Here is a 25033-nt window from a genome sequence, read left to right on the forward strand (position 1 = left end):
GACCTGATGACCACCACCCTGCCACCCTCCCCGCCGGAGTCCACCGTGCCGCACGTCCGCGTGGAGATCACCGAGGAGCTGGACCTGGCCGGGCTGCCCGAGGTCGCGCACGTGCTGGACCAGATCCTCGCGCTGCGGCCCCGCGAGGTGACGATCGACCTGGCGGAGTGCCGGCACGTGGACGCCGCCGCCATCGCGCTGCTGCTGGACGTGCACCGTCGACTGACCCGGCGCGACGCGTCCCTCACGCTGAGCAACCCGCATCCCCGGATCAGGCGCATCCTGGCCACGGCCGGGCTCGGCGCGACCGTCCCCATCGTCGACACGCCCCGCCCGGCCGCACGCGGCCGGGCCCGGGTCGCGTCCGCGCCGCGCTGAGGAGGAGTGGTGACCGTCAGCACGCTCGTCGGGGCGCTCGCCGTGGGGCTCGCGATCGGCGGGGTGGGCCGGTTGGCCGTCCCGGGACGCAAGGCCGTCCCGGTCTGGCTGACCCTCGCGCTCGGCGTGGCCGCCGCGTTGCTCGGCGCGATCGTGACCGGGTTGGTCGACCGGCGGCCCGGCGGCACGGTGCTGCTGTCCCTGCTGGTGCAGGCCGGCTTCGCCGCCCTCGCCGTCATCCTGGCGGTGCTGGCCGCCGGCCGGCCCGGGGCGGGACGGGCGACGTCACCCGACCGGGGCGCCCGGCGGAAGGAGGAGGTGTGACGGTCGTACCCGCGGAACACCTGATGATGCTGATCTGCGACGGCTGCGGCGACAGCGTCACCGGCACGGGCACCACCCTGCCGGACGCCGAGGTGGTGTGGACGCTGGTCTTCGAGCACGACTGGGTCGGTTCGCCCTTCGCCTCCGGGCCGCACCACTGCCCCCGGTGCAGCGTCCGCGGCGCGGTCGCCGACGACGGCCTGGGCCTGGACGACCTGGAGCAGGTCGCGGGGCAGCCGGCCGCGCCGGAGGCCGACTCCGCCGAGGCGGTACGCCGGGCGCTGACCGACCGCCTCGTCCGGGACGACCGGGTGCTGGTCGACCTCGCCGGGTTGGAGGTGATCGACTCCGTCGGTCTGGGCCTGCTGGTCCGCGCACACCAGGAGGCCCGGCGGGACGGCCGACGGCTGTGCCTGGTGGCGCCGTCGCGGTTCGTGCTCACCGTGTTGCACACCATGCGGCTCGACCGTGTCTTCACCGTCGTCGACGACCGCGCCCCGACCTCGGGTGCCGCACCCGGCCCGAGGTCATGAGCGAGCAGAAGGAGCCCTCCGCAGTGATGATGCCCTGGCCGTACCCCGAGTTCCCGTCCGCCGGCGACGGACCGGAGCCCGCCGGCGCGGACGTGCGGCTCGCCTCCCTGGTCGCCCAACGACTCAGCGCCGACTGGACCACCCGGCGGCAGCAGATCACGGTCACCGTGCAGAACCGGGTGGTCATCCTCGCCGGCCTGGTCGCCGACCCGGAGACCCGCCGGGTCGCCGTCGAGCTGGCCTGGGACGTGCCCGGCGTGTTCGACGTCTGCAACGCGCTGCGGCTCTACGGCGGGCGACGCTCCCGGCGCTGATCCGGCGGTTGCACGTATCGGCGTACGCCTCTACCCTCGGCGTGGGAGCGCTCCACAGGCCGCCACGTCGGGCTTTCCGGGCAGGTCGACGACGGGCACCGTCCGATCATCACCCACCAGATGGGACCTTCCCGCATGTTCTCGATTCCCCGCCCGTCCCGGCGGCATCTGCTCGTCGGCGGCGCGGTCGGCGCGCTCGCCCTGACGGCGACCGCCGTCCTGCCGACGACGGACGCGATGGCGGCGACCGGCTGCGCCGTCACCTACACCACCAACTCCTGGCAGGGCGGCTTCACCGCCAACGTGAGCGTGAAGAACCTCGGCGACCCGGTGAGCAACTGGACGCTGGGCTTCACCTTCCCCGACGGCGGCCAGCGGGTGGTGCAGGGCTGGTCGGCCACCTGGCAGCAGAGCGGCGCCGCGGTGACCGCGCGCAGCCTGGACTACAACGGCGCGCTCGGCACCGGCGCCAGCACCACCGTCGGCTTCAACGGCTCCTGGACCGGGTCGAACCCGAACCCGACCTCGTTCACGCTCAACGGCACGGTCTGCACCGGCGGCACCAGCACGCCGCCCCCCACCGTCACGCCGCCACCGCCGCCGACCACTCCCCCGCCGACCACCCCGCCGCCCACGGGCACCACGCCGGTCGCGATCAACGGACAACTGCGGGTCTGTGGCGTCAACCTCTGCAACCAGTACGGACGCCCGGTCCAGCTCCGCGGCATGAGCACGCACGGGTTGCAGTGGTTCGCCAACTGCTACACCGACACCTCGCTCAACGCGCTCGCCAACGACTGGCAGGCCGACCTGCTGCGCATCTCGATGTACGTGCAGGAGCAGGGCTACGAGACGAACCCGGCCGGCTTCACCAACCAGGTGAACACGCTCGTCGACAAGGCCGAGGCCCGGGGCATGTACGCGCTCATCGACTTCCACACGTTGACCCCCGGCGACCCGACGTACAACCTGGACCGGGCCAAGACGTTCTTCGCCAACGTGTCGGCGCGCAACGCGGCCAAGAAGAACGTGATCTACGAGATCACCAACGAGCCCAACGGGGTGAGCTGGTCGACCATCCGCGCCTACGCCGAGCAGGTCATCCCCGTGATCCGGGCGAACGACCCGGACGCCGTGGTCATCGTCGGCACGCGGGGCTGGTCCTCGCTGGGCGTGTCCGACGGCGGCAACTCCGACGAGATCGTCAACAACCCGGTCCGGGCGGAGAACATCATGTACACGTTCCACTTCTACGCGGCGTCGCACAAGGACAACTACCGCAACGAGGTGCAGCGGGCCGCCGCCCGGCTGCCGCTGTTCGTCACCGAGTTCGGCACGGTGACCTACACCGGTGACGGCGCGGTCGACACGGCCAGCAGCAACGCCTGGCTCGACCTGCTCGACCGACTGAAGATCAGCTACGCCAACTGGACGTTCTCGGACGCGTCCGAGGGCAGCGCGGCGCTGCGGCCGGGGACCTGCGCGGCGGGGAACTTCACCGGCACGTCGGTGCTGACCGAGTCCGGCGCGTACATGCGCAACCGGATCCGTACCCCGGACAACTTCCCCACCTCCTGACCGGGCGGCCGGCGGCGGCCCTCCCCCCTTCGGGTCGCCGCCGGCCCGCCCCCGCCCGACACCCGGATGTCGAGCGGGGCCGCCGCCTCGCCCGTCGGGCGGGACGTACCGTGAGGGCATGACGCCGATCGCGACCGTGCTCCTGGTCTTCGGCCGGGGGGTGGTGGTCGGCGACCACGGTTACCGGCTCACCGCCGAGGGCGTCGCCCGCACCCGGGCCGCCGTCGCGTACGTCCGCGCCCACGCCGCCGGGTTCCGGGCCGCGCCCGGCGCGCGGGTGGTGTTCACCGGCGGCTGGCCGCACGGGCCGGCCGGGGCGCCGGACCCGCCGGCGGGCTGCCGGGAGGGTGAGCTGATGCGGGCGCTCGCCCGCGACGCCGGCCTCGACGCGTACGCCCGGCTCGACGCCGAGACACGCTCCCGCACCACGCTCCAGAACCTCGCGCTCACCGTCCAGGACGGACTGCTCGGCACCACCGGGTTCACCCCCGAGCACCCGCTCGGGCTGGTCTCCCACCCGTGGCACCTGCCCCGGATCCGGCTGCTCGCCGCGCGGGCGCTCGGGCTGCGCGGCGGGCAGTTGCTGGACGTGCCGGTGACCGGGCCGGACGCGGTGCCGGCCCGACGTGAGCGGGCGGCCCGGGCGGCCTGCCGGATCGGCTACCTGGGCCTGCGTACCCCGGAGGCGCTGTTGCGCCGCGAGCGCCGGCTGACCCGCGCCGCGCACCGGGTCGAACGCCTCCTCGGCGGTCGTTGACCAGGATGGATTCGTGACGCGGCACCGGGGGTACGACGGTCCGCGATCGACCCGGCGGGCCGTGCCGCCGGGCGACGCCACCCCGGGAGGTTCCGTGATCGTGCTGGTGCCGGTGTACCGGCCGGGTGACCGGCTGCCGCCGCTCGTCACCGACCTGACCGCCGCGCTGCCCGGGGCGTCCGTGCTGGTCGTCGACGACGGCAGCGGCCCGACCGCCGCCGCGGTCCTCGCCGAGGCCCGCAGCCGGGGCGCGACCGTGCTGCGCCGCCGGGTCAACCGGGGCAAGGGCGTGGTGCTGCGCACCGGTTTCCGGTACGCCGTGACGCATCACCCGGACCACGACGTGGTCTGTGTGGACGCCGACGGCCAGCACCGGGTCTCCGACGTGGTCCGGGTCGTCGACCGGATGCGCGACACCGACGCCCAGACGCTGGGGGTGCGCCGGTTCGACGGCGAGGTCCCGGCCCGCAGCCGGTTCGGCAACGCCGCGACCCGGGCCGCGTTCCGGCTGGCCACCGGCCGGGACGTGCGCGACACGCAGACCGGGCTGCGCGCCTACCCGGCCGGGCTGCTGCACCGGCTCACCACGATCCCCGGCGACCGCTTCGAGTACGAGATGAACGTGCTGCTGGACGCCGTGCGGGCCGGGTTGCCGATCGAGCAGGTCGACATCGCCACCCGCTACCACGCCGGCAACTCGGGCTCGCACTTCTCCGCGCTGGCCGACTCGGTGCGGATCTACCGCCCGCTGGTCGGCTTCGCCGCCGCCCGGGCACTCTCCCTCGCGCCGGTCGGGGCCGACGCGCCCGGCGCGCGCGCCGCGACGGCCCACCCGGCACCCGCCCGGAGGCCCTGAGCCGGGGGCGGCCGGCACGTGCCGGCCGCCCCCGGGCCCGGGCCCGGTTCAGGGATAGCTCACCACGTTGACCGGCACGGTGTTCGTGCCCTGTGCCGGGCCGCCGGTGTCGTTGATGACGTGGGTGATCGACCCGTTGCCGCCCAGCGAGACGGTGAGCAGGTCGTGGAACCGCACCCCGGCCCGGGTCGGGGCCTCGAAGGCGTGGTACGCGGCGATGGTCGGGTCCACGTTGAAGTAGCAGTAGCTGCCCATCCCCCAGCCTTCGAACGAGGTGACCGCGTCGGCGACCTTGAACGCCGCGTACCCGACCCGGGAACCGTTCGTCCAGGCGGCGGCGTTCGGCGGGTCGTACGGCAGCTCGTTCTGGAAGAAGATGGTGCGCCCGTTCTCGCCGTTCCAGATCACCTCGTGCTTCTGGTAGTGCTCGACGAAGAGCCCGAGCGCGGTGACGTTGTCGCCGTTGACGATCAGGCCGGTGTCGGCGGTGTTCACGGTCCAGCCGATGCCGGTGCCGTGGTCACCCCGCCACGCCCAGATGTGGTCGATCAGCGCGTCGTCCTGGTTGACCACCAGGCTGGTGGTCGCCTTCCCGGCGTGTGCGCCGCCGATGCGGAAGAAGACGTCCTGCACGGAGGTGGGGTCGGCGGCGTGCCGGGCGCCCGCCCCGGCCGGGCCGACCTGCAACAACACCGGCGAGTTCACCGCGCCGGCGTCGAACAGCAACCCGGCGAGCCGGACCCCGTCGACGTCGGCGACCGTCATCGGCACCACCCCGTTCTGCGGCACCAGCGTCGGGTAGCCGATGCCGAGCACGACCGTGCCCGGCCGGTTGACCGCGATGGTCTGGTCGACCGCGTAGACGCCGGGCGTGAACAGCAGATTCAGCCCCTGGGCCAGCGCGGCGTTGATGGTGGCCGCCGAGTCACCGGGCTTCGCCACGTAGAACTGGCTCAGCGGGATCGACGTGCCGGGCGTGGCGCCGCCCAGCCAGGACGCGCCGACCGCGTTGGTCCGGGTGGACGGCACGAACACCTGGTAGGCGCCGTTCCCGTCGAGATAGAGGTAGGGCACGTCGCGGCTGACCGGGGTCTGCGCCAGCGTGGTGTACGGCGGGTTCGGGAAGCTGGTCGCGGGCGCGCCGACCACCCCGGAGTTGGTCACGTTCCAGACCGCGTTGAGGTACCCGCCCACGTTGCTGTCCCGGGTGTACCACTGCTGCTGCGAGTACGGCTGGACCACGCCGGTCACCCGGCTGTCCGCGATGTAGCCGCCGCTGGCCCAGCCGTAGCCGTTCGGGGCCAGGTTGAGGTCGCCCTGGATGTCCATCCGGCGGAACGGCGCGGCCTGCGACACCGCCCAGCGGGTGAACCCGGCGGACGGGAAGACCTGCATGTTCGACGCCGAGCGCCAGAAGTTCTGGGTGGCGTTGCCGCCGAACCAGCCGGCGTCCACCGTGACGTCGCCGTGGATGCGCACGTCGCCCGGGTTCCGGCCGAGCCCCATGATCGACGTGTAGAAGCCGATCTGCGCGTTGATGCCGGAGTAGTCGCCCGGCTTGAACAGCAGCGCGTACCGCTGGGTGCCGAACTGGTTCGACTCCTGGGTGCGGAAGACGGCGTCGAGCTGGGCCTGGATGGTGGCGGCGGACATCGACGGGTCGAACGTGATGACGTTGGGCCCGAGCGGCCCGCCGCCGGGCACGGTGCCGCCGCCGGTGGTGTTGACGACGAGTTCCCAGAGCGAGTAGCCGTAGGCGGTGGCCCGCGCGGTGCCGTACACCCGCAGGTAGCGGCCCGTACCGCTGACGGTCACCGCGTCGGTGCCGCCGTCGCCGCTGGTCGTGCCGTAGAGCGAGGTCCAGGTGGTGCCGTCGGTCGAGGTCTGGATCTGGTACGCCCGCGCGTACGCGGCCTCCCAGGTGAGCACCACCCGGCAGACGGTGCGCACGCTGCCCAGGTCGACCCGGAGCCACTGCGGGTCGGCGGCGGCGCTGGCCCAGCGGGTGCCCGGGTTGCCGTCGACCGCCGCCGAGGCGGGGGTGCCGGCGCTCTCGGTCGACGAGGCGGTGGCCGGCCGGCCCTGGGCCGCGTTCGTCGCGGTGTCGCAGCCGCTGCCGCCGCCGGTGGTGCCGTAGACCTGGAACTCCCAGAGCGAGTACCCGTAGGCGGTGGCCCGCGCGGTGCCGTACACCCGCACGTAGCGGCCGGTGCCGTCGACGGTCAGGTCGTCGGTGCCGCCGTCACCGTTCGTGGTGCTGAACACGGTGCTCCAGGTGGTGCCGTCGGTCGAGGTCTGCACCTGGTAGGCCCGCGCGTACGCCCCCTCCCAGGTCAGGCTGACCCGGGAGACGGTGGCGGTCGCGCCGAGGTCGACCTGGATCCACTGGGGATCGGCGAACGCGCTGGACCAGCGGGTGCCGGTGTTGCCGTCGGTGGCGTTGGACGCCGGGGTGCCGGCGTTCTCGGTCGAGGAGGCGGTGGTGGGCCGGCCCTGGGACAGCAGCGGGTCGGCGGCGCGGGCCGGCCCCGCCGGGGCGGTCAGCGCTCCGGCGGCGAGCAGCGCGGTCAGCGCGGCGAGCAGCCGGCGGACCGGCCGGCGGCGGACGGACGGTAGGGATGACATGGGCAGCTCCGGGACGGGTGGAGTGCGGGGAACGGGTCACGGGCGTGCCGGGGTGGCCGCCCGTGCGCTGGACCCTCCCCGCACGCAGTGGCGCATGTCAATTCCCCGGAGCGCGCCACCCTCCTTTTTTCGCGCCTTGTGAAAAGTCCGGAACAAAGCGCCTCCGGGGCGTCCGCACGCGGTCGCGGGCGCGTCCCCCATCTCGTCGGTGGGCTGTGCCACCCTGGTCGGCGTGGCACACCGACCCCCGATCCTGCTGATCGACTCCCCCAGCCTCTACTTCCGCGCCTACTTCGGCATCCCCGAGTCGGCCGCGAAGACGGGCGACGGCCAGCCGGTCAACGCCGTACGCGGCTTCCTCGACATGCTCGCCCAGTTGGTGCGCACCCGCCGGCCCGACCGGATGATCTGCACGCTGGACCACGACTGGCGGCCGGCCTGGCGGGTGGAGCTGCTGCCGTCGTACAAGGCGCACCGGGTGGCGCCGGCGGGCGGCGAGGTCGTGCCGGACACGCTGTCCCCGCAGGTGCCGATGATCCTGGAGGTGCTCGACGCGCTCGGCATCCCGGCCGTCGGCGCCACCGGCTACGAAGCCGACGACGTGCTGGGCACGCTCTCGGTGACCCAGCCCGGGCCGGTCGAGGTGGTCTCCGGCGACCGCGACCTGTTCCAGCTCGTCGACGACACCCACCCGGTGCGCCTGCTCTACATCGGCCGGGGCGTGGCCAAGCTGGACGACTGCGACGACGCCGCGGTGCGTGCCCGCTACGGCGTGCCCGCCGACCGGTACGCCGACTTCGCCGCGCTGCGCGGCGACCCGAGCGACGGCCTGCCCGGCGTCCCCGGCGTGGGCGAGAAGACCGCCGCCCGGCTGATCGACCGCTACGGCGGCCTCGACGGCATCCTCGCCGCGCTCGACGACCCCGGCTCCGGCTTCGCTCCCGGGCTGCGCGGCAAACTCGACGCCGCCCGCGACTACCTGGCCGTGGCGCCCAAGGTCGTCCGGGTCGCCACCGACGTGCCACTGCCGGAGCTCGACCCGACGCTGCCGACGTCCCCGGCCGACCCGGACCGGCTGCTCGACCTGGCGCAGCGCTGGAACCTGGCCGGCTCCTGCCGACGCCTGGTCGACGCCCTGGCCGCCCCCCGACCCTGACCACCCTCCCGCCCCGCCCCACGCCCACGCGCCGCGCCGCCCGTGCCCCACGCGCCGCCCCACCCCACGCGCCGCGCCTCTGTTTCACGGAAAGAGTGGCCATTCCGAGCGGGATAGCCACTCTTTCCGTGAATGTGTGCCGGGCACGTCAGGGACGCGGGGCGCGGCGCGCCTCGCCCCACGCCGCCCCCGCGCCTCGCCCCGCGCCGCCCCGCCCAGGCACCGCGCCGCCTGTTTCACGGAAAGAGTGGCCATTCCGGGCCGGATAGCCACTCTTTCCGTGAATGTGTGCCCGGGGGAAACACGTCAGGGACGCGGGTCGATGCTCCGGCGGGAGGGGAACTGCGCACCGGGCTGCGCCAGCGTCGACCGGGCGCGCAGGCCGACCGGGTCCGGTGCCGAGGAGGCCGGTGCCGAGGAGGCCGGTGCCGAGGAGGCCGGTGCCGACCGGGCGCGCAGGCCCACCGGGTCCGGCGCCGGCTCGGCCTCGGCCACCGGCGGCGTGCCGTCCAGCCGCGCCGCCACGTACGCGGCACCGGCGCGGTCGTCGTCGGACGGCGCGGCGAGCAGCGCGTAGACCAGCCCGACCACGCCGAAGACCACCGCGAGCACGATCGGCACCAGCAGGCCGCTGACCTCGGTGCCGCCGGTGGTCGCGTCCCGGCCCTCGTGCAGGTGCACCGACAGGGCGCTCATCCCGGTGAAGTGCATGCCGTTCACGGCGACGCCCATGACCAGCGCGGAAGCGACGATGGCGATGCCGCGCCGGACGGTCATCGCCAGCCAGAGCGCGACCGTGGCGGCCACCAGCGCGACGACGACGGAGAGCGTCACCCGCAGCGGGTCGTAGCCCAACGTGCCGTCCAGCCGCATCGCGGCCATGCCGGTGTAGTGCATGGCGGCCACCCCGGCGCCGGTGAAGAAGCCACCGGCGAGCAGCCGGGTCGCGGTGAGCCGTCCGGTGCCCACGACGGCCAGGCCGATGCCGACCGCACCCATCGCGATCGCCGTGCTGGCGGCGGTCAGCGGCACGTCGTACCGGATCCGGGTGCCGGCGACCGCGAAGCCGAGCATGGCCATGAAGTGCATCGCCCAGATGGCGGTGCCGCCCAACGCCCAGGCCGCGAGCAGGCCCCACCAGGCCCGCTGGCCGGTCCCGGTGGCGGTCCGGATCCGCCCGGCGCAGACCAGTCCGAGTACGGAGCCGAGCACGGACAGCGCGTAGCTGAGCGCGGGTGTGATCCACCCGTACTCAAAGTGATTGATCTCGCCCACGGTGATTTTCCCCGATCCGCTACCGACGCGTAACAAGCGCGTCCCGGCAATGATCCGGTAGCGCGTGACCAGGCACGACGGCACCCCCCGGATGTTCGGGGGGTGCCGTCGCGATGACGGAACGATGCGTCGATTGCCCGCCCGTGGTGACCGGAAGTGATCGTCAGGCGGAGGCGTGGTAGGCCAGGACGCCCCGGTTCACGGCCGAGATCGCCTGCCGCGCGGTGGCCCGCAGCTCGGTCGAGGCGCCGCCCGAGTCGGCGAGCTGGCCGAGCAGGTCGACCACCTGACGGGCCCACCGGACGAAGTCACCGGCCGGCATCTCGCCGTCGATCTGGTGCCCGCTGGCGAGCACCTTGGCCAGCGCCTCCCCACGCGCCCAGCGGTAGATCGGCCAGGCGAAGCCGAGATCCGGCTCGCGGGTGACGGCCAGGCCGCGTGCCGCCTCGTCCGCCTCGATGTCGCCCCACAGCTTCAGCGTCTCGTCGACCGCGTCGCCGACCGCGCCGCGCGGCAGCGACGCCCGCTCGTCGACGTCCCGCCGGGCCTCGAAGACCACCACCGACACGGCGGCGGCCAACTCGGCCGGGGAGAGCCCGTCCCATACCCGGCGGCGCAGGCACTCGGCGACCAGCAGGTCGGCCTCCGTCCAGATCCGGGCCAGCATCCGGCCGGCGTCGGTGACCTCACCGTCGGGGGCCAGGTAGCCGCGCGCGGTCAGCAGCGCGACGATCCGGTCGAACGTGCGGGCCAGCGACCCGGTCCGCCCGCTGACCCGCTGCCGCAGCTCCTCGGTGTCGCGCTCCAGCCGGCGGCGGCGCTCCGCCCAGCGGGCGTGCTCCTCCCGGTCCGGGCAGGCGTGGCAGGGGTGCCCGCGCAACTCGACACGGAGCTGGCTGAGCCGGTGGTCCTCCCCCACCGGCTGGCGGGACCGGCCGCCGCGCCGGCCGCCGTGCCGGTCCAGCCCGGTGCCGCTGACCGCCGCGGCCAGATCGCGCCGCGCCGCCGGGGACCGGTGGTTGAAGTGCTTCGGGACCCGGATCCGGGTGAGCACCTCGGCCGGGGTGGTGAAGTCGCCGGGGCTGACCCGGCCGGCCCAGCGGTCCTGGGTGAGCACCAACGGGCGCGGCTCCCCGAAGCCGCCGGTGGCCGGGTCGAGCACTACGGCCAGGCCGGCCCGCCGCCCGGACGGCACCCGGATGACGTCACCGACCCGCAGCCGTTCCAGCGACGCGACGGCCGCCGCCTTGCGCTGGGTCTGCCCCTGCCGGGCGATGGCCCGCTCGCGGTCGGCGATCGCCACCCGCAGCGCGAAGTACTCGTCGAAGTCGCCCTGGTGGCAGGCGGCCTCCGCGCCGTACGCCTCGATCGTCTCGGTGTTGCGCTGCACCTGCCGCGCCAGGCCGACCACCGAGCGGTCCGCCTGGAACTGCGCGAACGAGGACTCCAGCAGCTCCCGGGCCGGCGCCGCGCCGACGCTGCCGACCAGGTTGACGGCCATGTTGTAGGACGGCCGGAAGCTGGACCGCAGCGGGTAGGTGCGGGTGGAGGCGAGGCCGGCCACGTGCCGGGGGTCGGTCTCCGGCGACCAGACCACCACCGCGTGCCCCTCCACGTCGATGCCCCGCCGGCCGGCCCGGCCGGTGAGCTGGGTGTACTCGCCCGGGGTGAGGTCGACGTGGGCCTCGCCGTTGAACTTCACCAGCCGCTCCAGCACCACGCAGCGGGCCGGCATGTTGATGCCCAGCGCGAGCGTCTCGGTGGCGAAGACGGCCTTGACCAGGCCGCGGACGAACAGCTCCTCGACGACCTCCTTGAACGCGGGCAGCATGCCGGCGTGGTGGGCGGCCAGCCCGCGCTCCAGCCCGTCGAGCCACTCCCAGTAGCCCAGCACGGACAGGTCCTCACCCGGGATCGCGGTGATCCTGGACTCGACCACGCGGCGGATCTCGGCGCGCTCGTCGGGCGAGGTCAGCCGCAACCCGGCGGCGAGGCACTGCTGCACCGCGGCGTCGCAGCCGGCCCGGCTGAAGATGAACAGGATCGCCGGGAGCAGCCCCTCGCGGTCGAGCCGGTCGACGATGTCCGGGCGCATCGGGCCCCGCCAGCGCGGACCGCGCCGCCCGCCGCCGGGGCCGGCGCTGCGTCCCTCGCCCAGCTCCAGCCGGCGCACCGTGTCGCGGGTGTGGCGCAGCAGCTCGGGATGCACGTCGTGCTTGCGGGCCGCGTCGGCGTCGTGGAACAGGTCGAACATGCGCTTGCCGACGAGCATGTGCTGCCAGAGCGGCACCGGCCGGTGCTCGGAGACCACCACCGCGGTCTCGCCGCGCACGGTGACCAGCCAGTCGGCGAACTCCTCGGCGTTGGAGACGGTGGCCGACAGCGAGACCAGGGTCACCGAGGCGGGCAGGTGGATGATCACCTCTTCCCACACGCCGCCCCGGAACCGGTCGGCCAGGTAGTGCACCTCGTCCATCACCACGTAGGCGAGGCCCTCGAGCGTGGCCGAGCCGGCGTAGAGCATGTTGCGCAGCACCTCGGTGGTCATCACCACCACGGGCGCGTCGCCGTTGATCGCGTTGTCGCCGGTGAGCAGGCCGACCTGCTCGACGCCGTAGCGGTCGACCAGGTCGTGGTACTTCTGGTTGGACAGCGCCTTGATCGGCGTGGTGTAGAAGCACTTGCGCCGCACGGCCGGGCCGTCACCGCCCGCCGGCGCGCCGGGCGTGCCCCGCAACGCCAGGTGCACCGCGAACTCGCCCACCACCGTCTTGCCGGCACCGGTGGGCGCGCAGACCAGCACCCCGCTGCCCCGCTCCAGGGCCTCGCACGCCTCCCGCTGGAAGTCGTCGAGGTCGAACCCGAGATCACGGGAGAATTCGTCCAGGGCCGGGAAGGCGGAGGCCTGCGCGGCCCGGCGGCGCGCCGCGGCGTACCGCTCGGCGGGGCTCGACATGTATCCAAGATTAATCCTTACCGCCGACGACCACCGGTCAAGGCCGTCCGGCAGGACGGTCGGGGCGGGTCGGTAGGGTGCACGACGTGCCGGACCGTACCGAACTGCCCCACGCCTCGAGCGGCGCCGACGACGCCGTCCGCCCGGGCCCGTCCCGCCGGCCCGTGGAGGCGGTGCTCTTCGACTTCCACGGCACCCTCGCCCAGGTGGAGGAGCCGCTGGCCTGGGTGCGTGCCGCCGCAGCCGCCTGCGGGGTCGAACTGGACCGGATCCGGGCCACCTCGCTCGCCGACCGCCTGCTCACCGCCGGTCGCGCCGGCGGGCCGCTGCCGGCCCGGGTGCCGCCCCGGCTGGCCGAGCTGTGGGCCGACCGTGACCTCTACCCGTACGCCCACCGGGGTGCCTACACCGGGCTGGCCGAGACCGTCGACGCCGGCATCGACGGGTTCGCCGACGCGCTCTACGAGCGGCTGCTGGTCCCCGACGGCTGGTTGCCGTACCCGGACACCGCGCCGGTGCTCGGCGCGCTGCGGGCCGCCGGGGTCAAGGTGGCGGTGGTCAGCAACATCGGCTTCGACCTCCGGCCGCTCTTCACCGCCTGGGGTCTCGACGCGCTGGTCGACGCGTACGCGCTCTCCTACGAGGTGGGGCGCCGCAAGCCGGACCCCGGCATCTTCCTGCGGGCCTGCGGGATGCTCGGCGTCGACCCGGAGCACACGCTGATGGTGGGCGACACCCCGGCCGACGCCGGCGCGGTGGCGGCCGGCTGCGGCGTGCTGGTGCTGCCGTGCGCCGACCCCGGCCGGCCGAACGGGTTGGGCGCGGTGCTCGACCTGGCCGGTGTCGACTGACCGGCCGCGTGGCGGGTCGTCGCGGCCGACGCGCTCGACGCGACGAACGACGGGCCGGCTAACGTCAGGGGCGTGACCGCCGACCACCCCGTACCGCCGCGTGCGCCGGGCCGGCTCGGCGGGGTGGCGCTGGTGCTCGGTGGGGCGCTGTCCGTGCAGTTCGGCTCCGCGCTGGCCGCGTCGTTGTTCCCGCGTACCGGGGTGGCCGGGGCGGTCACCCTGCGGCTCGCCCTCGGCGCGCTGCTGATGCTCGCGGTGTGCCGGCCCCGGCTGCGCGGGCACCGGCGCGGTGACTGGGCGGCGGTGGTCGCGTTCGGGCTGGCCCTGGCCGGCATGAACTCGATCTTCTACCAGGCGATCGAACGGGTCCCGCTCGGGCCGGCCGTGACGCTGGAGGTGCTCGGCCCGCTGGCGCTCTCCGTGGTCGGGGCACGCCGGGTGGCGGCCTGGTGCTGGGCCGGACTGGCGCTGGCCGGAGTCGTCCTGCTCGGGCAGGGCGGCTTCGACCGGCTGGACCCGGTCGGCGCCGCGCTGGCGCTGGCGGCGGGCGCGATGTGGGCGGCGTACATCGTCTGCTCGGCCCGGGTCGGCGCGCGGTTCCCCCGGGCCGACGGGCTGGCCCTGTCCCTCGCCGTGGCGGCGCTTGTCACGCTGCCGATCGGGGTGGCCGACGCGGGCGGCCGGCTGGCCCATCCGGCGGTGCTGGGCCTCGGTGCCGGGTTGGCGCTGCTCGCCTCGGTGCTGCCCTACAGCCTGGAACTGGCGGCGTTGCGGCGGCTGCCCACCGCCACGTTCGCGGTGCTGATGAGCCTCGGGCCGGCGATCGCCGCGCTGGCCGGCTGGCTGGTGCTCGGCCAGTCGCTGCGTCCGGTCGAGGTGCTCGCCGTCGCGCTGGTGGTGGCCGCGAGCGTGGGCGCGGTCCGGGCCGCCGCCCCACCGCCGCCTCCGCCGCCGGCCATGGTCAGCGCAGCAGCCGCAGCGCCGCCGGCACGGCGGTGACGGTCACCGGCAGCGGGAACGCCCGCTCCCCGTCCACGTACGTGGTGATGCCCTCGGCGGCCAGTTCCACCGTCCGCGCCCGGTAGGTCCGCACCAGCGGGTGCGCGACGTGGGTGCCCCGGTAGATGCGGGGCTTGACCCGCATCAGCGTGCGCCGGTCGAAACGGCCACCCACCACCACGTCCAGCAGCCCGTCGGTCGGGTCGGCGTCCGGGCAGATCCGCATGCCGCCGCCGTAGCTGGCCGCGTTGCCGACCGCGACCAGCACCGCGTCCACCTCGTGCGGCACGCCGTCGAGGGTGAGCCGGTAGCGTCGGGGACGTAGCCGGGCCAGCTCGACCAGGATCGCCAGGTCGTACCGGCGACGGCCGCGCGGCCAACGCATCCGGTTGGCCCGCTCGTTGACGATCGCGTCGAAGCCGGCCGCGAGCACCGCGCCGTACCAGCGGTCGTCGTCGCCGGGCCGGGACAGCCGGGCCAGGTCCACCGGGCGGGTCCGGCCGGCGGCCAACGCGGCGGCGATCACGTCGACCGCGGCGAGCGGGTCCGCCGGGTAACCGGTGTCCACCGCGAAGTCGTTGCCGGTGCCGGCCGGGACCGGCCCGAACGGCACCGCCGTGCCGGCGACCGCCTGCACCGCACGGTGCACGGTGCCGTCGCCGCCGACCGCGACCAGCGCCCCGGCGCCGCCGGCCACCGCGGCGTGGCACGCCGCCTCCGCCTCCCCGGGGGTACGCGCACGCAGCAGCTCCACCGGGCGGCCGGCGGCACCGAGGCGCGCCAGGACCTCCGGCAGCAGGCCCCGGTGCCGTCCCCGGCCGGCGGTCGGGTTGGCGAGCACGGCCACCGGGCCGGACGGGACATGATCGTGCGCGGTCACGGCGAGCACGGTACGACACCGGGCGCGCCAGCCACCAGGGAGACACCGGCGCCTCGGATCGACGGGGCCACGGCGCGGACGACCGTACGGCATACTCCGCGCCATGCGTTCCCGCACGCTGGTCGCCGTCCTCGCCCCGCTCGCGCTCGCCCCGTTCGTGCTGGCCGCCGGGCTGTGGTGGGCGCACCGGCCGGGCGAGACGCCCTGGCACGACAGCGCGGTCGCCGACGCGACCGGGACGGTCGACCGGCTCGAGACGCGGTTCGACGTCGACCACCTCTACCAGGCCGAGGAGTTCGTGCACGCCGCCGGGCAGGAGGAGGCGGTGCAGGTGCTCCAGGTGCGCGGCGAGACGCACTGGCAGACCGGGGTGACGTTGGTGCTGCGGGTGACCGGGCACGGGACCGGCGTCAACGACTGGGGCGAGCGGGTCGAGGGCACCGAGCCGGTCTGCTTCCGGCTGAACCTCGGCCCCGAGCGGGACGACCGCGACGACGACATCGACTGCCCCGCCGGCGACCCGCTGCCGGTCCCCCGGGACCCGTCCCTGACCGGTGTCGACGACCCGCGTCAGGGCAGGTCGATCGGGCGTAGCACCCGGTCGACCGCGTGGGCGATCTGCTTGTTGCCCTTGTTGATGTCGTAGCGGACCACCTGCGCGTCGCGGTCGTTGGTGTCCGCGTCGACCAGGCGCACCTGCCGGCCGTACCAGCAGTGCCGCACGTCGACCTCGACGGCGGCGCCGAGCGCGGTGGACAGCTCCGCGCCGTCGGCCCTGAGCGCCGCCTTCCGGTCGATCGTCGCGCCCGGCACCACGTGGTAGAGCAGCACGTCCTCCACGGTGTCCACGCCCAGGCCGGCGACCGCGTCGAACGCGGCCTTCTCCCCGGGCAGCTTCTTGGCGGCGGTGATGTCGCGGACCAGCTCGCGGAACGCGTAGTCATTCGGCACGAACGCGGTCAGCGCCACCGTGCCGTCGGTGAGCACCTTCACCGGCGAGTCCGGCTTGGCCGCCAACACGGTCAGGACCGCCTTGGTGAGCACGTCGAAGTCCCGCGCGTTGCGGTCGAAGCCGCTCTTGTCGGCGGTGAGCACCGCGGCCAGCGAACGCGTACCGGGCTGCCTGGCGCCGGCCTGGGCGGGCGCGGCGACGGCGGTGGTGGCCACCGCCGCCGCCGTGGCGCCCACGGCCAGTCGGGCGGCGAGACGAGCGATGTTCATCGGGGAGCCTTTCGTCGAGGCGACCAGGTCCGTGACTGTCGTCACGACCCATGCTTCGCCCGGACCGTCCCCGATGGATGCACCCGCCTCGGGACTCGTCCGATCAGCGCACCACCAGTCGCTTGCTCACCGACGCCACCCCGTCGCCCTTGACCTTGAGCGTCCAGTTCCCGGCCGCGCCCAACGCCACCACAGTCTCGGCGGTGCCGTTCGGCTCCGCCTTCAGCTCGGCGATCCGCTTGCCGTCCGGGTTGAGCACGTACAGCGTCCGGGCGCCAGCGGTCTTGTTCGTCACCTTCAACGAGAGCTTCTCGCCCGGCTCGGCGATCAGCCCGTCCGCACCGGTGAGCGTGTCACCGGTCAGCTCGATGGCGACCGCCCGGTCGTACGCGGTCTCGGCCGCGGCGCTGGCCACGTTGCCGTCGTCGGAGACGGTGATCCGGGTCCGTACCCCGTCGCCCTGCCGGCCGGGCTTGCAGGCCACCTCGTAGGAGCCGGTGGCGAGCGTGGCGCGCAGGTCGCCGGTGCGGCCCGCCGGCACGTCGGCCACCTCGGCGACCACCTTGGTGAAGCCGTCGCCCTCCCGGCCGTAGACGTAGACCCCGGTGGCCTGCTGGCCCCGGTTGGTCACGGTGAACGTCACCGTGCCGGGGGTGAACAGCGTGGTGGTGACCTCGCAACTGGTGTCGGTGGCGGTCACCGGGACCTGCTCGCCCTTCGGCGCGGGCTCGTCGTCACCACAGCCGGTGAGCGCGGTGGCGGCACAGAGGACGGTCAGGACGGCGGCGGTACGGCTCTTCATCGGGCTCTCCGGAGCGGAGGTCAGCGCGCTGACCGGGACGGGGTGGGACTCGGCAAAGTCAGCAGAGTCTAAGCGGGCCGGCGGTCCCGGCAAGGCCCGAGGGCGACTCGAATGTCCACCCGCGCACCGGCCGGGCATGATGGGCGGCATGCGTCTGGTCTCCCTGCTCCCGTCCGCCACCGAGATCGTCTACGCGCTGGGCCTCGGCGACGACCTGGTCGGGGTGACGTTCGAGTGCGAGGTGCCGCCGTCGTACCGGGCCGGTGTCACGGTGGTGGTGGGTGGCCGGGACACCCGCGGCATGAGCCCGGGCGAGATCGACGCGTACGTGCGGGAGCGGGTCGCGGCCGGCGACGACCTCTACACGCTGCACGCCGGCGCGCTGGCCGGGCTGGACCCGGACCTGATCCTCACCCAGGACCTGTGCCGGGTCTGCGCGCTGCCGTCCGGCCGGGTGGCCGACGCCGTCGACCATCTCGGCGCGCGGGCGAAGGTGCTGTCGCTCGACCCGTACACGCTCGACGACGTGCTGGGCACGATCCGCGCGGTGGGCACGGCCGCCCGGGTGCCGGACCGGGCCGAGGCCGTGCTGGACGGCCTGCGCGCCCGGCTGGCGGCGATCCGCGCGGCGGTGGCCGGCCGGCCCCGGCGGCGGGTCGCCGTGGTCGAGTGGGTGGACCCGCCGTTCGGCGCCGGGCACTGGATCCCGGACCTGGTCGACGTCGCCGGCGGCGAGCCGGTGGCGACCCGTCCGGGGGCCCGGTCCACGCCGACGACCTGGGCGGAGCTGCGCGCGGCCGAGCCGGAGGTGGTGCTGGTCGCGCCGTGCGGCTTCCGGCTGGACGGCGCCGCCGCCCAGGCGGGCGCGGTGGCCGGGCACTTCCCGGGCGCGGAGGTCTGGGCGGTGGACGCGGACGCCCTCATCGTGCGGGCCGGCCCCCGCCTGGTCGACGGCGCCGAGGCGATCGCCGCGATCCTGCACCCCGACGCCGTCGCGCCGCTGTCCCCCACCGCCGCCCGCCGGGTGGCCTGACCCTGATCCTCCCCGCCACGCCGGCACGACGGGTGACGGACGGCGCGGTGGTGACGGACGGCGCGGTGCTGTCGCGTCTCGGCGGGCCGGCGTCACCGAGCCGCCCACCGGCGCAACGGCGAACGCCGCCCCCGGGCAGCGGGGACGGCGTTCGGGTCGGACGGTGACGGTCAGGTCATGTCGTCGTAGCGGCGTTCGATCGGCGCCGGCGCGGCGACCGGCTCGGGCGCCGAGACCGGGGCGGACGCCTCGATCCGGGCGCCGGTCGGCACCGGCTCGCCCGACAGGTCCAGCGGCGACACCTCGTCGTCGGCGATGCCGGCGTAGACCTCCCGGCCCCGCCCGCGCCGCTTGTCGTTGAGGAACGCCAACCCGACCGCGCCGAAGTAGAGCGCGGAGAGGCAGAACGCCAGCGCCGTCATGCCGAACGGGTCGGGCGTCGGCGTGACCACCGCGGAGAACGCGAAGAACACGAAGATCGCCACCCGCCACCAGCTCAGCAGCCGCTTGGCGCTGGCCAGGCCGACGAAGTTGAGCATCAGCACGATCAGCGGGAACTCGAACGCCACCCCGAACAGCAGGATCAGGTTGGTGACGAACCCGATGTAGCGGGTGATGTCGAGCGTGGTCGTCACGTCGCCGCCGCCGGAGACGTCGAGCAGGAACTCCAGGCCCTTGGCCGTCACGAAGAACGCCAGCACCGCGCCGGCCGCGAACAGCGGCGCGGCGAGGGCGGTGAAGAAATAGGCGTAGCGCCGCTCGTGCCGGTGCAGGCCCGGCGCGATGAACGCCCAGAGCTGGTAGAGCCAGATCGGCGCGGCAATGATCAGGCCGACCCAGAGGGAGACCTTCATCTGCAGCAGGAACAGGTCGGCGGGGCCGAGCTGGACGAAGTTGCAGTCGCCGTTGATCAGCCGCGCCTTGGGCAGGTCGCAGTAGGGCTTCTGCAACAGGTGCATCACCGGCCCGGAGAGCCAGACGCCGAAGCCGAAGCCGAACAGGATCGCCAGTGAGGCCCGGAACAGTCGGTTACGCAGCTCGCGGATGTGCTCGATGAGCGTCATCGAGCCGTCGGCGGCGCGCGCGAACGTGCTCGGCCCGCGCTTCTTCAACCCGAAGGCCACGGTGATGAGGCCCCTTCGGATCAGTTCTCGCGGACGCGCTGCACCGGGTCGACCGGCGGGGCGACCGGCTGCTGCGGCTGCGGAGCGTACTGCTGCTGCTGCGGCTGCGCGTACTGCGGCTGGCCCTGGACGGGCTGCTGCGGCGGGAGAGGCTGGTAGGCGGCCTGCGCGTCGGCCTTCTCGGCCAGGTCACGGTCGTCGTCGTGCAGGCTCTTCGTCTCGGCCTTGATGATCCGCAGCGAACGGCCCAGCGAACGGGCCGCGTCCGGGAGCCGCTTCGCGCCGAAGAGCAGGATCAGCACGACCACGAGTACGGCGATGTGCCACGGCTTGAGGGCACCCATGGGAAGCTCCAGTCGCTCTGTGTCGGTGGTGGGGTGTGTCGCCGCCCATCGTACGTGCGTCGCAGCGGCTTGCCACCCCCGCCGGGTCTGCTGGTGCCGGCCCGGTCGGTGAAGTCTCGGCCAACCCGAAGTGTCCCGTCAACCACCCGTCACGGCGCATTCGGGATGGGAAACGGCGGGCGTCGATCACTCCCCGCGCTTGGCCTTGATCAACGCGATCCGCTCCTGCGTGACGGTCGCCCGCTCCTGGAGCGCCTCGGCCCGCGCCTGCAACGCCTCCGCGGTCGAGCGCAGCGACTCCGCGTCGGCCGCCCGGCGCTGCAACGCCACCGCCGCGCGGCGCAGCCGGGGCAGCCGGGCCACCACCGGGCGGACCGCCAGCGCCAGCACGACCAGCGCGAACAGCACGACCCCGAGCACGATCCACATCACCACGCGATCACCCTATCGGGTGACGCCGGTGGCCGCCGGATCGGCGCTGCCGGTCGGGACCGCGTACGCGTCCAGCGCGGCGACCGCCTGGGCGCGGACCTGCTCGGCCAGCTCGGCCGGGGCCACCACGGTCGCCTCCGGGCCCAGCCCGAGCACGAACCGGCGGGCCCACCCGAGGTCGGTGACCCGCAGCGACACCAGCCACTGCTCGCCGTCGGCCTCAACCCGCTCGCACGGATAGTATTCGGTGATCCACCGCTCGCCCCGACCGATCCGCAACGTGATCAGCGGCAGGTCGGCCGAGGGCCGGAACACGCCGTCACGCAGATCGTGCGGGCGGGCCTGCGGCGGCACGACGGCCCGCTCCGGCAGCTCGGTGACCGCGTCGATCCGGTCCGCCCGGAACAGCCGGACCGCCTCGGCGCGGCGGCACCACGCCTCCACGTACGCCCGGCCGCCGACCGACAGCATCCGCAACGGGTCGATGGTGCGCTCGGTGGTCTCGTCCCGCGCCGGGGTGTAGTAGGTGATCCGCAGCGCCCGGCCCCGCTCGACCGCGGCGCGCAGCTCCCGCACCCGGGCGGTGTCGCCGGGCAGCAGCACCTCCACCGGCGCGCCGACGAGGTCACCGGCCGCGTTCTCGATCTTGGCGAGGGCCCGCTCCACCGCCTCCCGGTTGGCCACGCCCGGCGTCTCGGCGAGCATCCGCAGCGCCACCACCAGGGCCAGCGCCTCGTCCGGCGTGAGTCGCAGCGGCCGGTCGATGCCGGCGTCGTAGGTGATGGTCACCCGGTCGCCGTCGAACGCCATGTCGATCAGGTCACCGGGGCCGTAACCCGGCAGCCCGCACACCCAGAGCAGCTCCAGATCCTCCCGGAGCTGTTTCTCGGTCACGCCCAGGTCGTGCGCTGCCTCGGCGATCTCGATGCCGGGCCGGGCCAGCAGGTAGGGCACCAGGTTGAGCAGCCGGGCCAACCGGTCGGCCGAGGCGCGGCCGGCACGGGCCGCCGCCGGCCGGGTCACCGGGCACCCCCGGCCACCGCCAGCTCGTCGTGCCGGACCACGACCTCCTTCAACCGCTGGATGACCGCCTCCCGCACCTCCGGTGGCTCCAGCACCCGCACGTCCGGGCCGTACCCGACGATCTGCCCGGCCAGGAACTCGGCGTCGGCGTACGGCAGCACCAACCGGTCGCCGTCCGGCCCGGCGTGGCTCTCCACCGCCCAGCGGCGCAGCCCGGCGGCACGGCCCGGCGCGACCAGCACGGTCGCCCGGCCGGTGCGCTCCGCCGGCCCCGACCAGCGGGCCACGTGGCTGATCAGGTCCACCCCGGCGGGCGGCTGGTAGGCCCCCGGCTCACCGGCCGCCCGGACCGCGCCGACGACCCGCGAGAGCCGGAAGCAGCGGGTCGCCGCCCGGTCCAGGTCGTGACCGACCACGTACCACCGGCCGCGCCAGCAGACCACGCCCCACGGCTGCACCCGGCGGCGGGTCGGCGCGTCCCGGTCCGGCACCCGGTAGTCGAAGGCGACCTCCCGCCGGTCCCGCGCGGCGGCGGTCAGTGGGGCGAACGCCGGGTCGACCGTCACCATCGGCTCCAGACCCAGGGTCGCCTGCGGGTCCACGTCGATGCCGGCGGCGCGCAGCTTCGCCAACCCCGACGACGCGGCGGCGGCCAGGCCGGCGTGCTGCCACAGCCGGGCCGCGATGCCCACCGCCGCGGCCTCGTCCGGTTCGAGCGGAATGTCGGGCAGCGCGTACTCCCGGTGGGCGATCCGGTAGCCCGGCTCGGCGTCGAACACGCTGGCCGTGCCCGTCTCCAGCGGCACGCCCAGCTCCCGCAGCTCGGCCTTGTCCCGCTCGAACTTGCGCTGGAACGCCTCGTGGTCCTTGGCGTCGTCCGGGTCGTGCTCGTAGCCGGGCACGGTCGCGGCGATCTGGGCGGCGGTCAGGAAACGCCGCGTCGACAACAGGCAGATCACCAGGTTGACCAGGCGTTCGGTACGGGTCCGGGACACGTACCGAACGCTAGCAGCCCGCGCGTCCGACGCGGGCACCCGCGCGGGCGCGGCGCGCGGTCACCACCCGAGCGGACCCGTCCGCCTCGCCGGGCGGCCCGTCCGGACCAGCCATAGGGTGAGCCCATGGCGGAACCGGAAGTCAAGACCGAGAGCGTCGGCACCGTCGTGGTGGCCGGCGCGGCGAACCTCGCCATCGCCATCGCCAAGCTGGTCGCGGGCCTGCTCTCCGGCTCCGCGGCGATGCTCTCCGAAGCCGCCCACTCGGTCGCCGACACCACCACCGAGGTGCTGCTCTACCTCGCGCTGCGCCGCGGCGCACGGCCCGCCGACCCCCGGCACCCGTTCGGGTACGGCAAGGAGAGCTACGTCTGGGCGTTCCTCGCCGCGCTGTTCACGTTCGTGGCCGGCGCCGGCTTCGCCATCACCCACGGCGTCACCACGATCCTCGTGCACGAACACACCGGCGACTACCTCGTCGCGTACGTCGTGCTGGCGATCTCGTTCGCCATCGAGTCGGTGTCGCTGGCCCGCGCCGTGCGGCAGGTGCGCGGCGAGTCCCGGCGCTGGCGCACCACCCCCCGCCGCTACCTGCGACTCACCGCCGACACCACGGTCAAGGCCGTCTTCCTGGAGGACAGCGCCGCGCTGATCGGCCTGCTCATCGCCGCCGCCGGACTCACCCTGTCGCACCTCACCGGCGACGAGCTCTACGACGGCGTCGCCTCCATCCTCATCGGCGTGCTGCTGCTGGTGGTCGCCGCGATCCTGGCCCACAGCAACATCTCGCTGCTGGTCGGCCGCGCCGTGTCCGAGCGCACGCACCGGCAGATCGAACAGGAGCTGGCCGCGCTGCCGACGGTGGACCGGATAGACACCCTGATGACCATGTTCCTCGGCCCCGAGGACATCCTGGTCGCCGCCAAGGTCGACTTCCGCGACGACGCCACCGGCGCCGAGATCGAGACCGCCGCCGACGAGGCGGAACGCAGGCTCACCGGACGGTTCCCGGAGATCGCCTACGTCTTCCTCGACCCGACCCGGTCCCGCGCCACCGGCCGGCGTGCCCGGACCACCCAGGACGAGCCCAATCGACCGGTCGACCAGGAGGCCTGACCCGGCCGTCGCCCGCCCGCCCGCCGGCCGATAGGTTGCCGGTCATGGTGCGATGGCGGTCCGGCACGGTCACGACGGTACGACGACGATGGGCCGGCGCCGTGGAACTCGACGTCGACCTGCCCGACGGCGCCCGGATGCGCGCCCTGGCCTACCCGGCGCTGGTCGGCGACCCGGAGCCCGGCGACCGCGTGCTGCTCAACGCCGGCGCCCTGCTGATGGGCCTCGGCACCGGCGGGTACGCCCTGGTCGTCGCGCTGCCCGACCGGCTGCCCGCCGACCCGCCCCGGCCCGGCGACAGCCGCGACGCCGGGCACCTGGTCAAGGCCCGCTACACGCCGCTGCAACCGATCCTGCTCGGCGTGGACGAGGAAGCCTCGCCGCACCACGCCCGGCTGGCCGCCGCCGAATCCGTCGACGGCATGCCGGTGGTCACCGCCGACCTGCACTCCGCCCTGCCGGCGATCCTGGCCGGCGTGCACGCCGACGCCCCGCACGCCCGGGTCGCGTACCTGCTCACCGACGGTGGCGCGCTGCCCGCCTGGTTCTCCCGCACCCTCGCCGGGCTCGCCGGCCACCTCGCCGGCACCGTCAGCGTGGGCCAGGCGTTCGGCGGCGACCTGGAGGCCAGCACACTGCACAGCGGCCTGCTCGCCGCCCGGCACGTGCTCCACGCCGACCTGGCGATCGTCGCCCAGGGGCCGGGCAACCTGGGCACCGGCACCCGATGGGGCTTCTCCGGCGTGGCCGTCGGCGAAGCCGTCAACGCGGTCGCCACGCTGGGCGGACGCCCGGTCGGCGCGCTGCGCATCTCCGACGCCGACCCCCGCCCCCGGCACCGCGGCGTCTCCCACCACAGCCTCACCGCGTACGGCCGGGTCGCGCTGGCCACCGCGGAGCTGGTCGTGCCGGACGGCCTCGACCCGGAACTGGCCGCGGTCGTGACGACGGCGCTGGCCCCGCTCGCGGACCGGCACCGCGTCGTCACCGTGCCCACCGACGGCCTCGACGCGGCGCTGCGCGCCAGCCCGGTCGGGCTGTCGACGATGGGCCGGGGCCTCGACGCCGACCACGCCTACTTCCTGGCCTCGGCCGCCGCCGGCCGGTACGCCGCCGGCCTGCTCCACTGAGCCACCCTCGCCGGCCCGACCCCGGCCGAAGGGCCCGGCCTCAGCGCCGAAGGGCCCGGCCTCAGCCGAAGTAGAGGATCAGCCCCACCCAGGCCACCACGATCAGCACCAGCGCCGCCGCCAGCACCCACGTCGGCACCTTGTGGTCACCGCGACGGTTGCGCTCGATCTCGGTGCGGATCTTCTCCCGCCGCCGGTCGATCCAGTTGAGCTTCTCGGCGCCGCCGGCCCGCGCGCGGCCGGAGGTCTGGCCGCGCTCGCGGCCCTGCGGTTCGGAAGTGTCCATGGCGACGCCAGCCTACCGGGGCCGCGGCGGCCGGCGCGCAGGCAC

General features: G+C 74.6%; 26 protein-coding genes. 14 read left to right on the forward strand and 12 right to left on the reverse strand.

Features of this window, described 5'->3' with window-relative positions:
* Positions 1 to 6 precede the first annotated feature (6 nt).
* The 7 genes from VKK44_RS14505 to VKK44_RS14535 all read left to right on the forward strand — a co-directional run bounded on the left by VKK44_RS14505 (position 7) and on the right by VKK44_RS14535 (position 4740).
* Entirely contained in the window at positions 7 to 378 is a 372-nt protein-coding gene (locus VKK44_RS14505; RefSeq protein ID WP_343447505.1) for an STAS domain-containing protein, read from the forward strand.
* 9 nt (positions 379 to 387) lie between these two features.
* Positions 388 to 702, forward strand: coding sequence for a hypothetical protein (locus VKK44_RS14510; RefSeq protein ID WP_343447506.1), 315 nt, complete (start codon positions 388 to 390; stop codon positions 700 to 702).
* Positions 699 to 1235: an STAS domain-containing protein gene (locus VKK44_RS14515; RefSeq protein ID WP_343447507.1), complete on the forward strand. Its 537-nt coding sequence runs from the start codon at positions 699 to 701 to the stop codon at positions 1233 to 1235. The genes VKK44_RS14510 and VKK44_RS14515 overlap by 4 nt, the downstream gene beginning before the upstream one ends.
* A 23-nt stretch (positions 1236 to 1258) precedes the next feature.
* Entirely contained in the window at positions 1259 to 1549 is a 291-nt protein-coding gene (locus VKK44_RS14520) for a BON domain-containing protein (protein ID WP_343447777.1), read from the forward strand.
* Between the two features lie 135 nt (positions 1550 to 1684).
* Positions 1685 to 3127, forward strand: coding sequence for a cellulase family glycosylhydrolase (locus VKK44_RS14525; protein ID WP_343447509.1), 1443 nt, complete (start codon positions 1685 to 1687; stop codon positions 3125 to 3127).
* A 118-nt stretch (positions 3128 to 3245) separates the two neighbouring features.
* Positions 3246 to 3884, forward strand: coding sequence for a YdcF family protein (locus VKK44_RS14530; RefSeq protein WP_343447511.1), 639 nt, complete (start codon positions 3246 to 3248; stop codon positions 3882 to 3884).
* A gap of 13 nt (positions 3885 to 3897) precedes the next feature.
* Complete coding sequence (locus VKK44_RS14535) at positions 3898 to 4740, forward strand: glycosyltransferase family 2 protein (RefSeq protein WP_343447513.1); 843 nt, start codon at positions 3898 to 3900, stop codon at positions 4738 to 4740.
* A 48-nt stretch (positions 4741 to 4788) separates the two neighbouring features.
* Here VKK44_RS14535 and VKK44_RS14540 read toward each other — a convergent pair whose 3' ends face one another.
* Entirely contained in the window at positions 4789 to 7365 is a 2577-nt protein-coding gene (locus VKK44_RS14540; protein ID WP_343447514.1) for a discoidin domain-containing protein, read from the reverse strand.
* A gap of 232 nt (positions 7366 to 7597) precedes the next feature.
* Between VKK44_RS14540 and VKK44_RS14545 the strand changes: the two genes are divergently transcribed.
* Positions 7598 to 8521, forward strand: coding sequence for a 5'-3' exonuclease (locus VKK44_RS14545; RefSeq protein ID WP_343447515.1), 924 nt, complete (start codon positions 7598 to 7600; stop codon positions 8519 to 8521).
* 306 nt (positions 8522 to 8827) lie between these two features.
* Here VKK44_RS14545 and VKK44_RS14550 read toward each other — a convergent pair whose 3' ends face one another.
* Both VKK44_RS14550 and VKK44_RS14555 read right to left on the reverse strand, forming a co-directional pair.
* The gene (locus tag VKK44_RS14550; protein ID WP_343447517.1) at positions 8828 to 9796 is read right to left on the reverse strand and encodes an MHYT domain-containing protein; all 969 of its coding nucleotides are present in this window, start codon (positions 9794 to 9796) and stop codon (positions 8828 to 8830) included.
* Between the two features lie 163 nt (positions 9797 to 9959).
* On the reverse strand, positions 9960 to 12752 hold the full coding sequence (locus VKK44_RS14555) for a DEAD/DEAH box helicase (RefSeq protein WP_343447519.1): 2793 nt from the start codon (positions 12750 to 12752) through the stop codon (positions 9960 to 9962).
* A gap of 86 nt (positions 12753 to 12838) precedes the next feature.
* Between VKK44_RS14555 and VKK44_RS14560 the strand changes: the two genes are divergently transcribed.
* Positions 12839 to 13603, forward strand: coding sequence for an HAD family hydrolase (locus VKK44_RS14560; RefSeq protein ID WP_458351645.1), 765 nt, complete (start codon positions 12839 to 12841; stop codon positions 13601 to 13603).
* 72 nt (positions 13604 to 13675) lie between these two features.
* The gene (locus tag VKK44_RS14565) at positions 13676 to 14602 is read left to right on the forward strand and encodes an EamA family transporter (protein WP_343447521.1); all 927 of its coding nucleotides are present in this window, start codon (positions 13676 to 13678) and stop codon (positions 14600 to 14602) included.
* On the opposite strand, the gene VKK44_RS14570 is transcribed toward VKK44_RS14565, so the two are convergent.
* The gene (locus VKK44_RS14570; RefSeq protein WP_343447522.1) at positions 14565 to 15491 is read right to left on the reverse strand and encodes a diacylglycerol kinase; all 927 of its coding nucleotides are present in this window, start codon (positions 15489 to 15491) and stop codon (positions 14565 to 14567) included. The two genes, VKK44_RS14565 and VKK44_RS14570, sit on opposite strands and share 38 nt — an antisense overlap.
* Positions 15492 to 15585: 94 nt before the next feature.
* Here VKK44_RS14570 and VKK44_RS14575 point away from each other — a divergent pair, with 94 nt between their 5' ends.
* The gene (locus tag VKK44_RS14575; RefSeq protein ID WP_343447525.1) at positions 15586 to 16128 is read left to right on the forward strand and encodes a hypothetical protein; all 543 of its coding nucleotides are present in this window, start codon (positions 15586 to 15588) and stop codon (positions 16126 to 16128) included.
* Here the strand turns inward: VKK44_RS14575 and VKK44_RS14580 are convergent.
* Positions 16053 to 16703, reverse strand: coding sequence for a fasciclin domain-containing protein (locus VKK44_RS14580; RefSeq protein ID WP_343447779.1), 651 nt, complete (start codon positions 16701 to 16703; stop codon positions 16053 to 16055). The two genes, VKK44_RS14575 and VKK44_RS14580, sit on opposite strands and share 76 nt — an antisense overlap.
* A gap of 103 nt (positions 16704 to 16806) precedes the next feature.
* Positions 16807 to 17505, reverse strand: coding sequence for a hypothetical protein (locus VKK44_RS14585; RefSeq protein ID WP_343447527.1), 699 nt, complete (start codon positions 17503 to 17505; stop codon positions 16807 to 16809).
* A 148-nt stretch (positions 17506 to 17653) separates the two neighbouring features.
* On the opposite strand from VKK44_RS14585, the gene VKK44_RS14590 reads away from it, so the two are divergent.
* Positions 17654 to 18538, forward strand: coding sequence for an ABC transporter substrate-binding protein (locus VKK44_RS14590; RefSeq protein WP_343447529.1), 885 nt, complete (start codon positions 17654 to 17656; stop codon positions 18536 to 18538).
* A gap of 170 nt (positions 18539 to 18708) precedes the next feature.
* On the opposite strand, the gene tatC is transcribed toward VKK44_RS14590, so the two are convergent.
* From tatC to VKK44_RS14615, 5 genes are all read right to left on the reverse strand, one after another.
* Positions 18709 to 19662: a twin-arginine translocase subunit TatC gene (tatC, locus tag VKK44_RS14595; protein WP_343447530.1), complete on the reverse strand. Its 954-nt coding sequence runs from the start codon at positions 19660 to 19662 to the stop codon at positions 18709 to 18711.
* 20 nt (positions 19663 to 19682) lie between these two features.
* On the reverse strand, positions 19683 to 20006 hold the full coding sequence (gene tatA / locus VKK44_RS14600; RefSeq protein ID WP_343447532.1) for a Sec-independent protein translocase subunit TatA: 324 nt from the start codon (positions 20004 to 20006) through the stop codon (positions 19683 to 19685).
* A 186-nt stretch (positions 20007 to 20192) separates the two neighbouring features.
* The gene (locus VKK44_RS14605) at positions 20193 to 20441 is read right to left on the reverse strand and encodes a hypothetical protein (RefSeq protein ID WP_343447534.1); all 249 of its coding nucleotides are present in this window, start codon (positions 20439 to 20441) and stop codon (positions 20193 to 20195) included.
* A gap of 9 nt (positions 20442 to 20450) precedes the next feature.
* Positions 20451 to 21461 carry a helix-turn-helix transcriptional regulator gene (locus VKK44_RS14610; RefSeq protein ID WP_343447536.1) on the reverse strand — a complete coding sequence of 337 codons (1011 nt, stop codon included), beginning with the start codon at positions 21459 to 21461 and terminating at the stop codon, positions 20451 to 20453.
* Positions 21458 to 22456 (reverse strand): helix-turn-helix transcriptional regulator, encoded by a 999-nt coding sequence (locus VKK44_RS14615; protein WP_343447537.1) that lies wholly within the window; start codon positions 22454 to 22456, stop codon positions 21458 to 21460. Before VKK44_RS14615 ends, VKK44_RS14610 begins: the two co-directional genes overlap by 4 nt.
* Positions 22457 to 22582: 126 nt before the next feature.
* On the opposite strand from VKK44_RS14615, the gene VKK44_RS14620 reads away from it, so the two are divergent.
* Together VKK44_RS14620 and VKK44_RS14625 are read left to right on the forward strand one after the other, a co-directional pair.
* Positions 22583 to 23572 carry a cation diffusion facilitator family transporter gene (locus VKK44_RS14620; RefSeq protein ID WP_343447539.1) on the forward strand — a complete coding sequence of 330 codons (990 nt, stop codon included), beginning with the start codon at positions 22583 to 22585 and terminating at the stop codon, positions 23570 to 23572.
* A gap of 44 nt (positions 23573 to 23616) precedes the next feature.
* Positions 23617 to 24702 carry a DUF3866 family protein gene (locus VKK44_RS14625; protein WP_343447540.1) on the forward strand — a complete coding sequence of 362 codons (1086 nt, stop codon included), beginning with the start codon at positions 23617 to 23619 and terminating at the stop codon, positions 24700 to 24702.
* A 61-nt stretch (positions 24703 to 24763) separates the two neighbouring features.
* Here the strand turns inward: VKK44_RS14625 and VKK44_RS14630 are convergent, their stop codons facing one another.
* Positions 24764 to 24988, reverse strand: a complete 225-nt coding sequence (locus VKK44_RS14630; RefSeq protein WP_343447541.1) for a hypothetical protein — start codon at positions 24986 to 24988, stop codon at positions 24764 to 24766.
* Between the last annotated feature and the right edge of the window lie 45 nt (positions 24989 to 25033).

Source organism: Micromonospora sp. DSM 45708, assembly GCF_039566955.1.
Taxonomy (GTDB): Bacteria; Actinomycetota; Actinomycetes; order Mycobacteriales; family Micromonosporaceae; genus Micromonospora.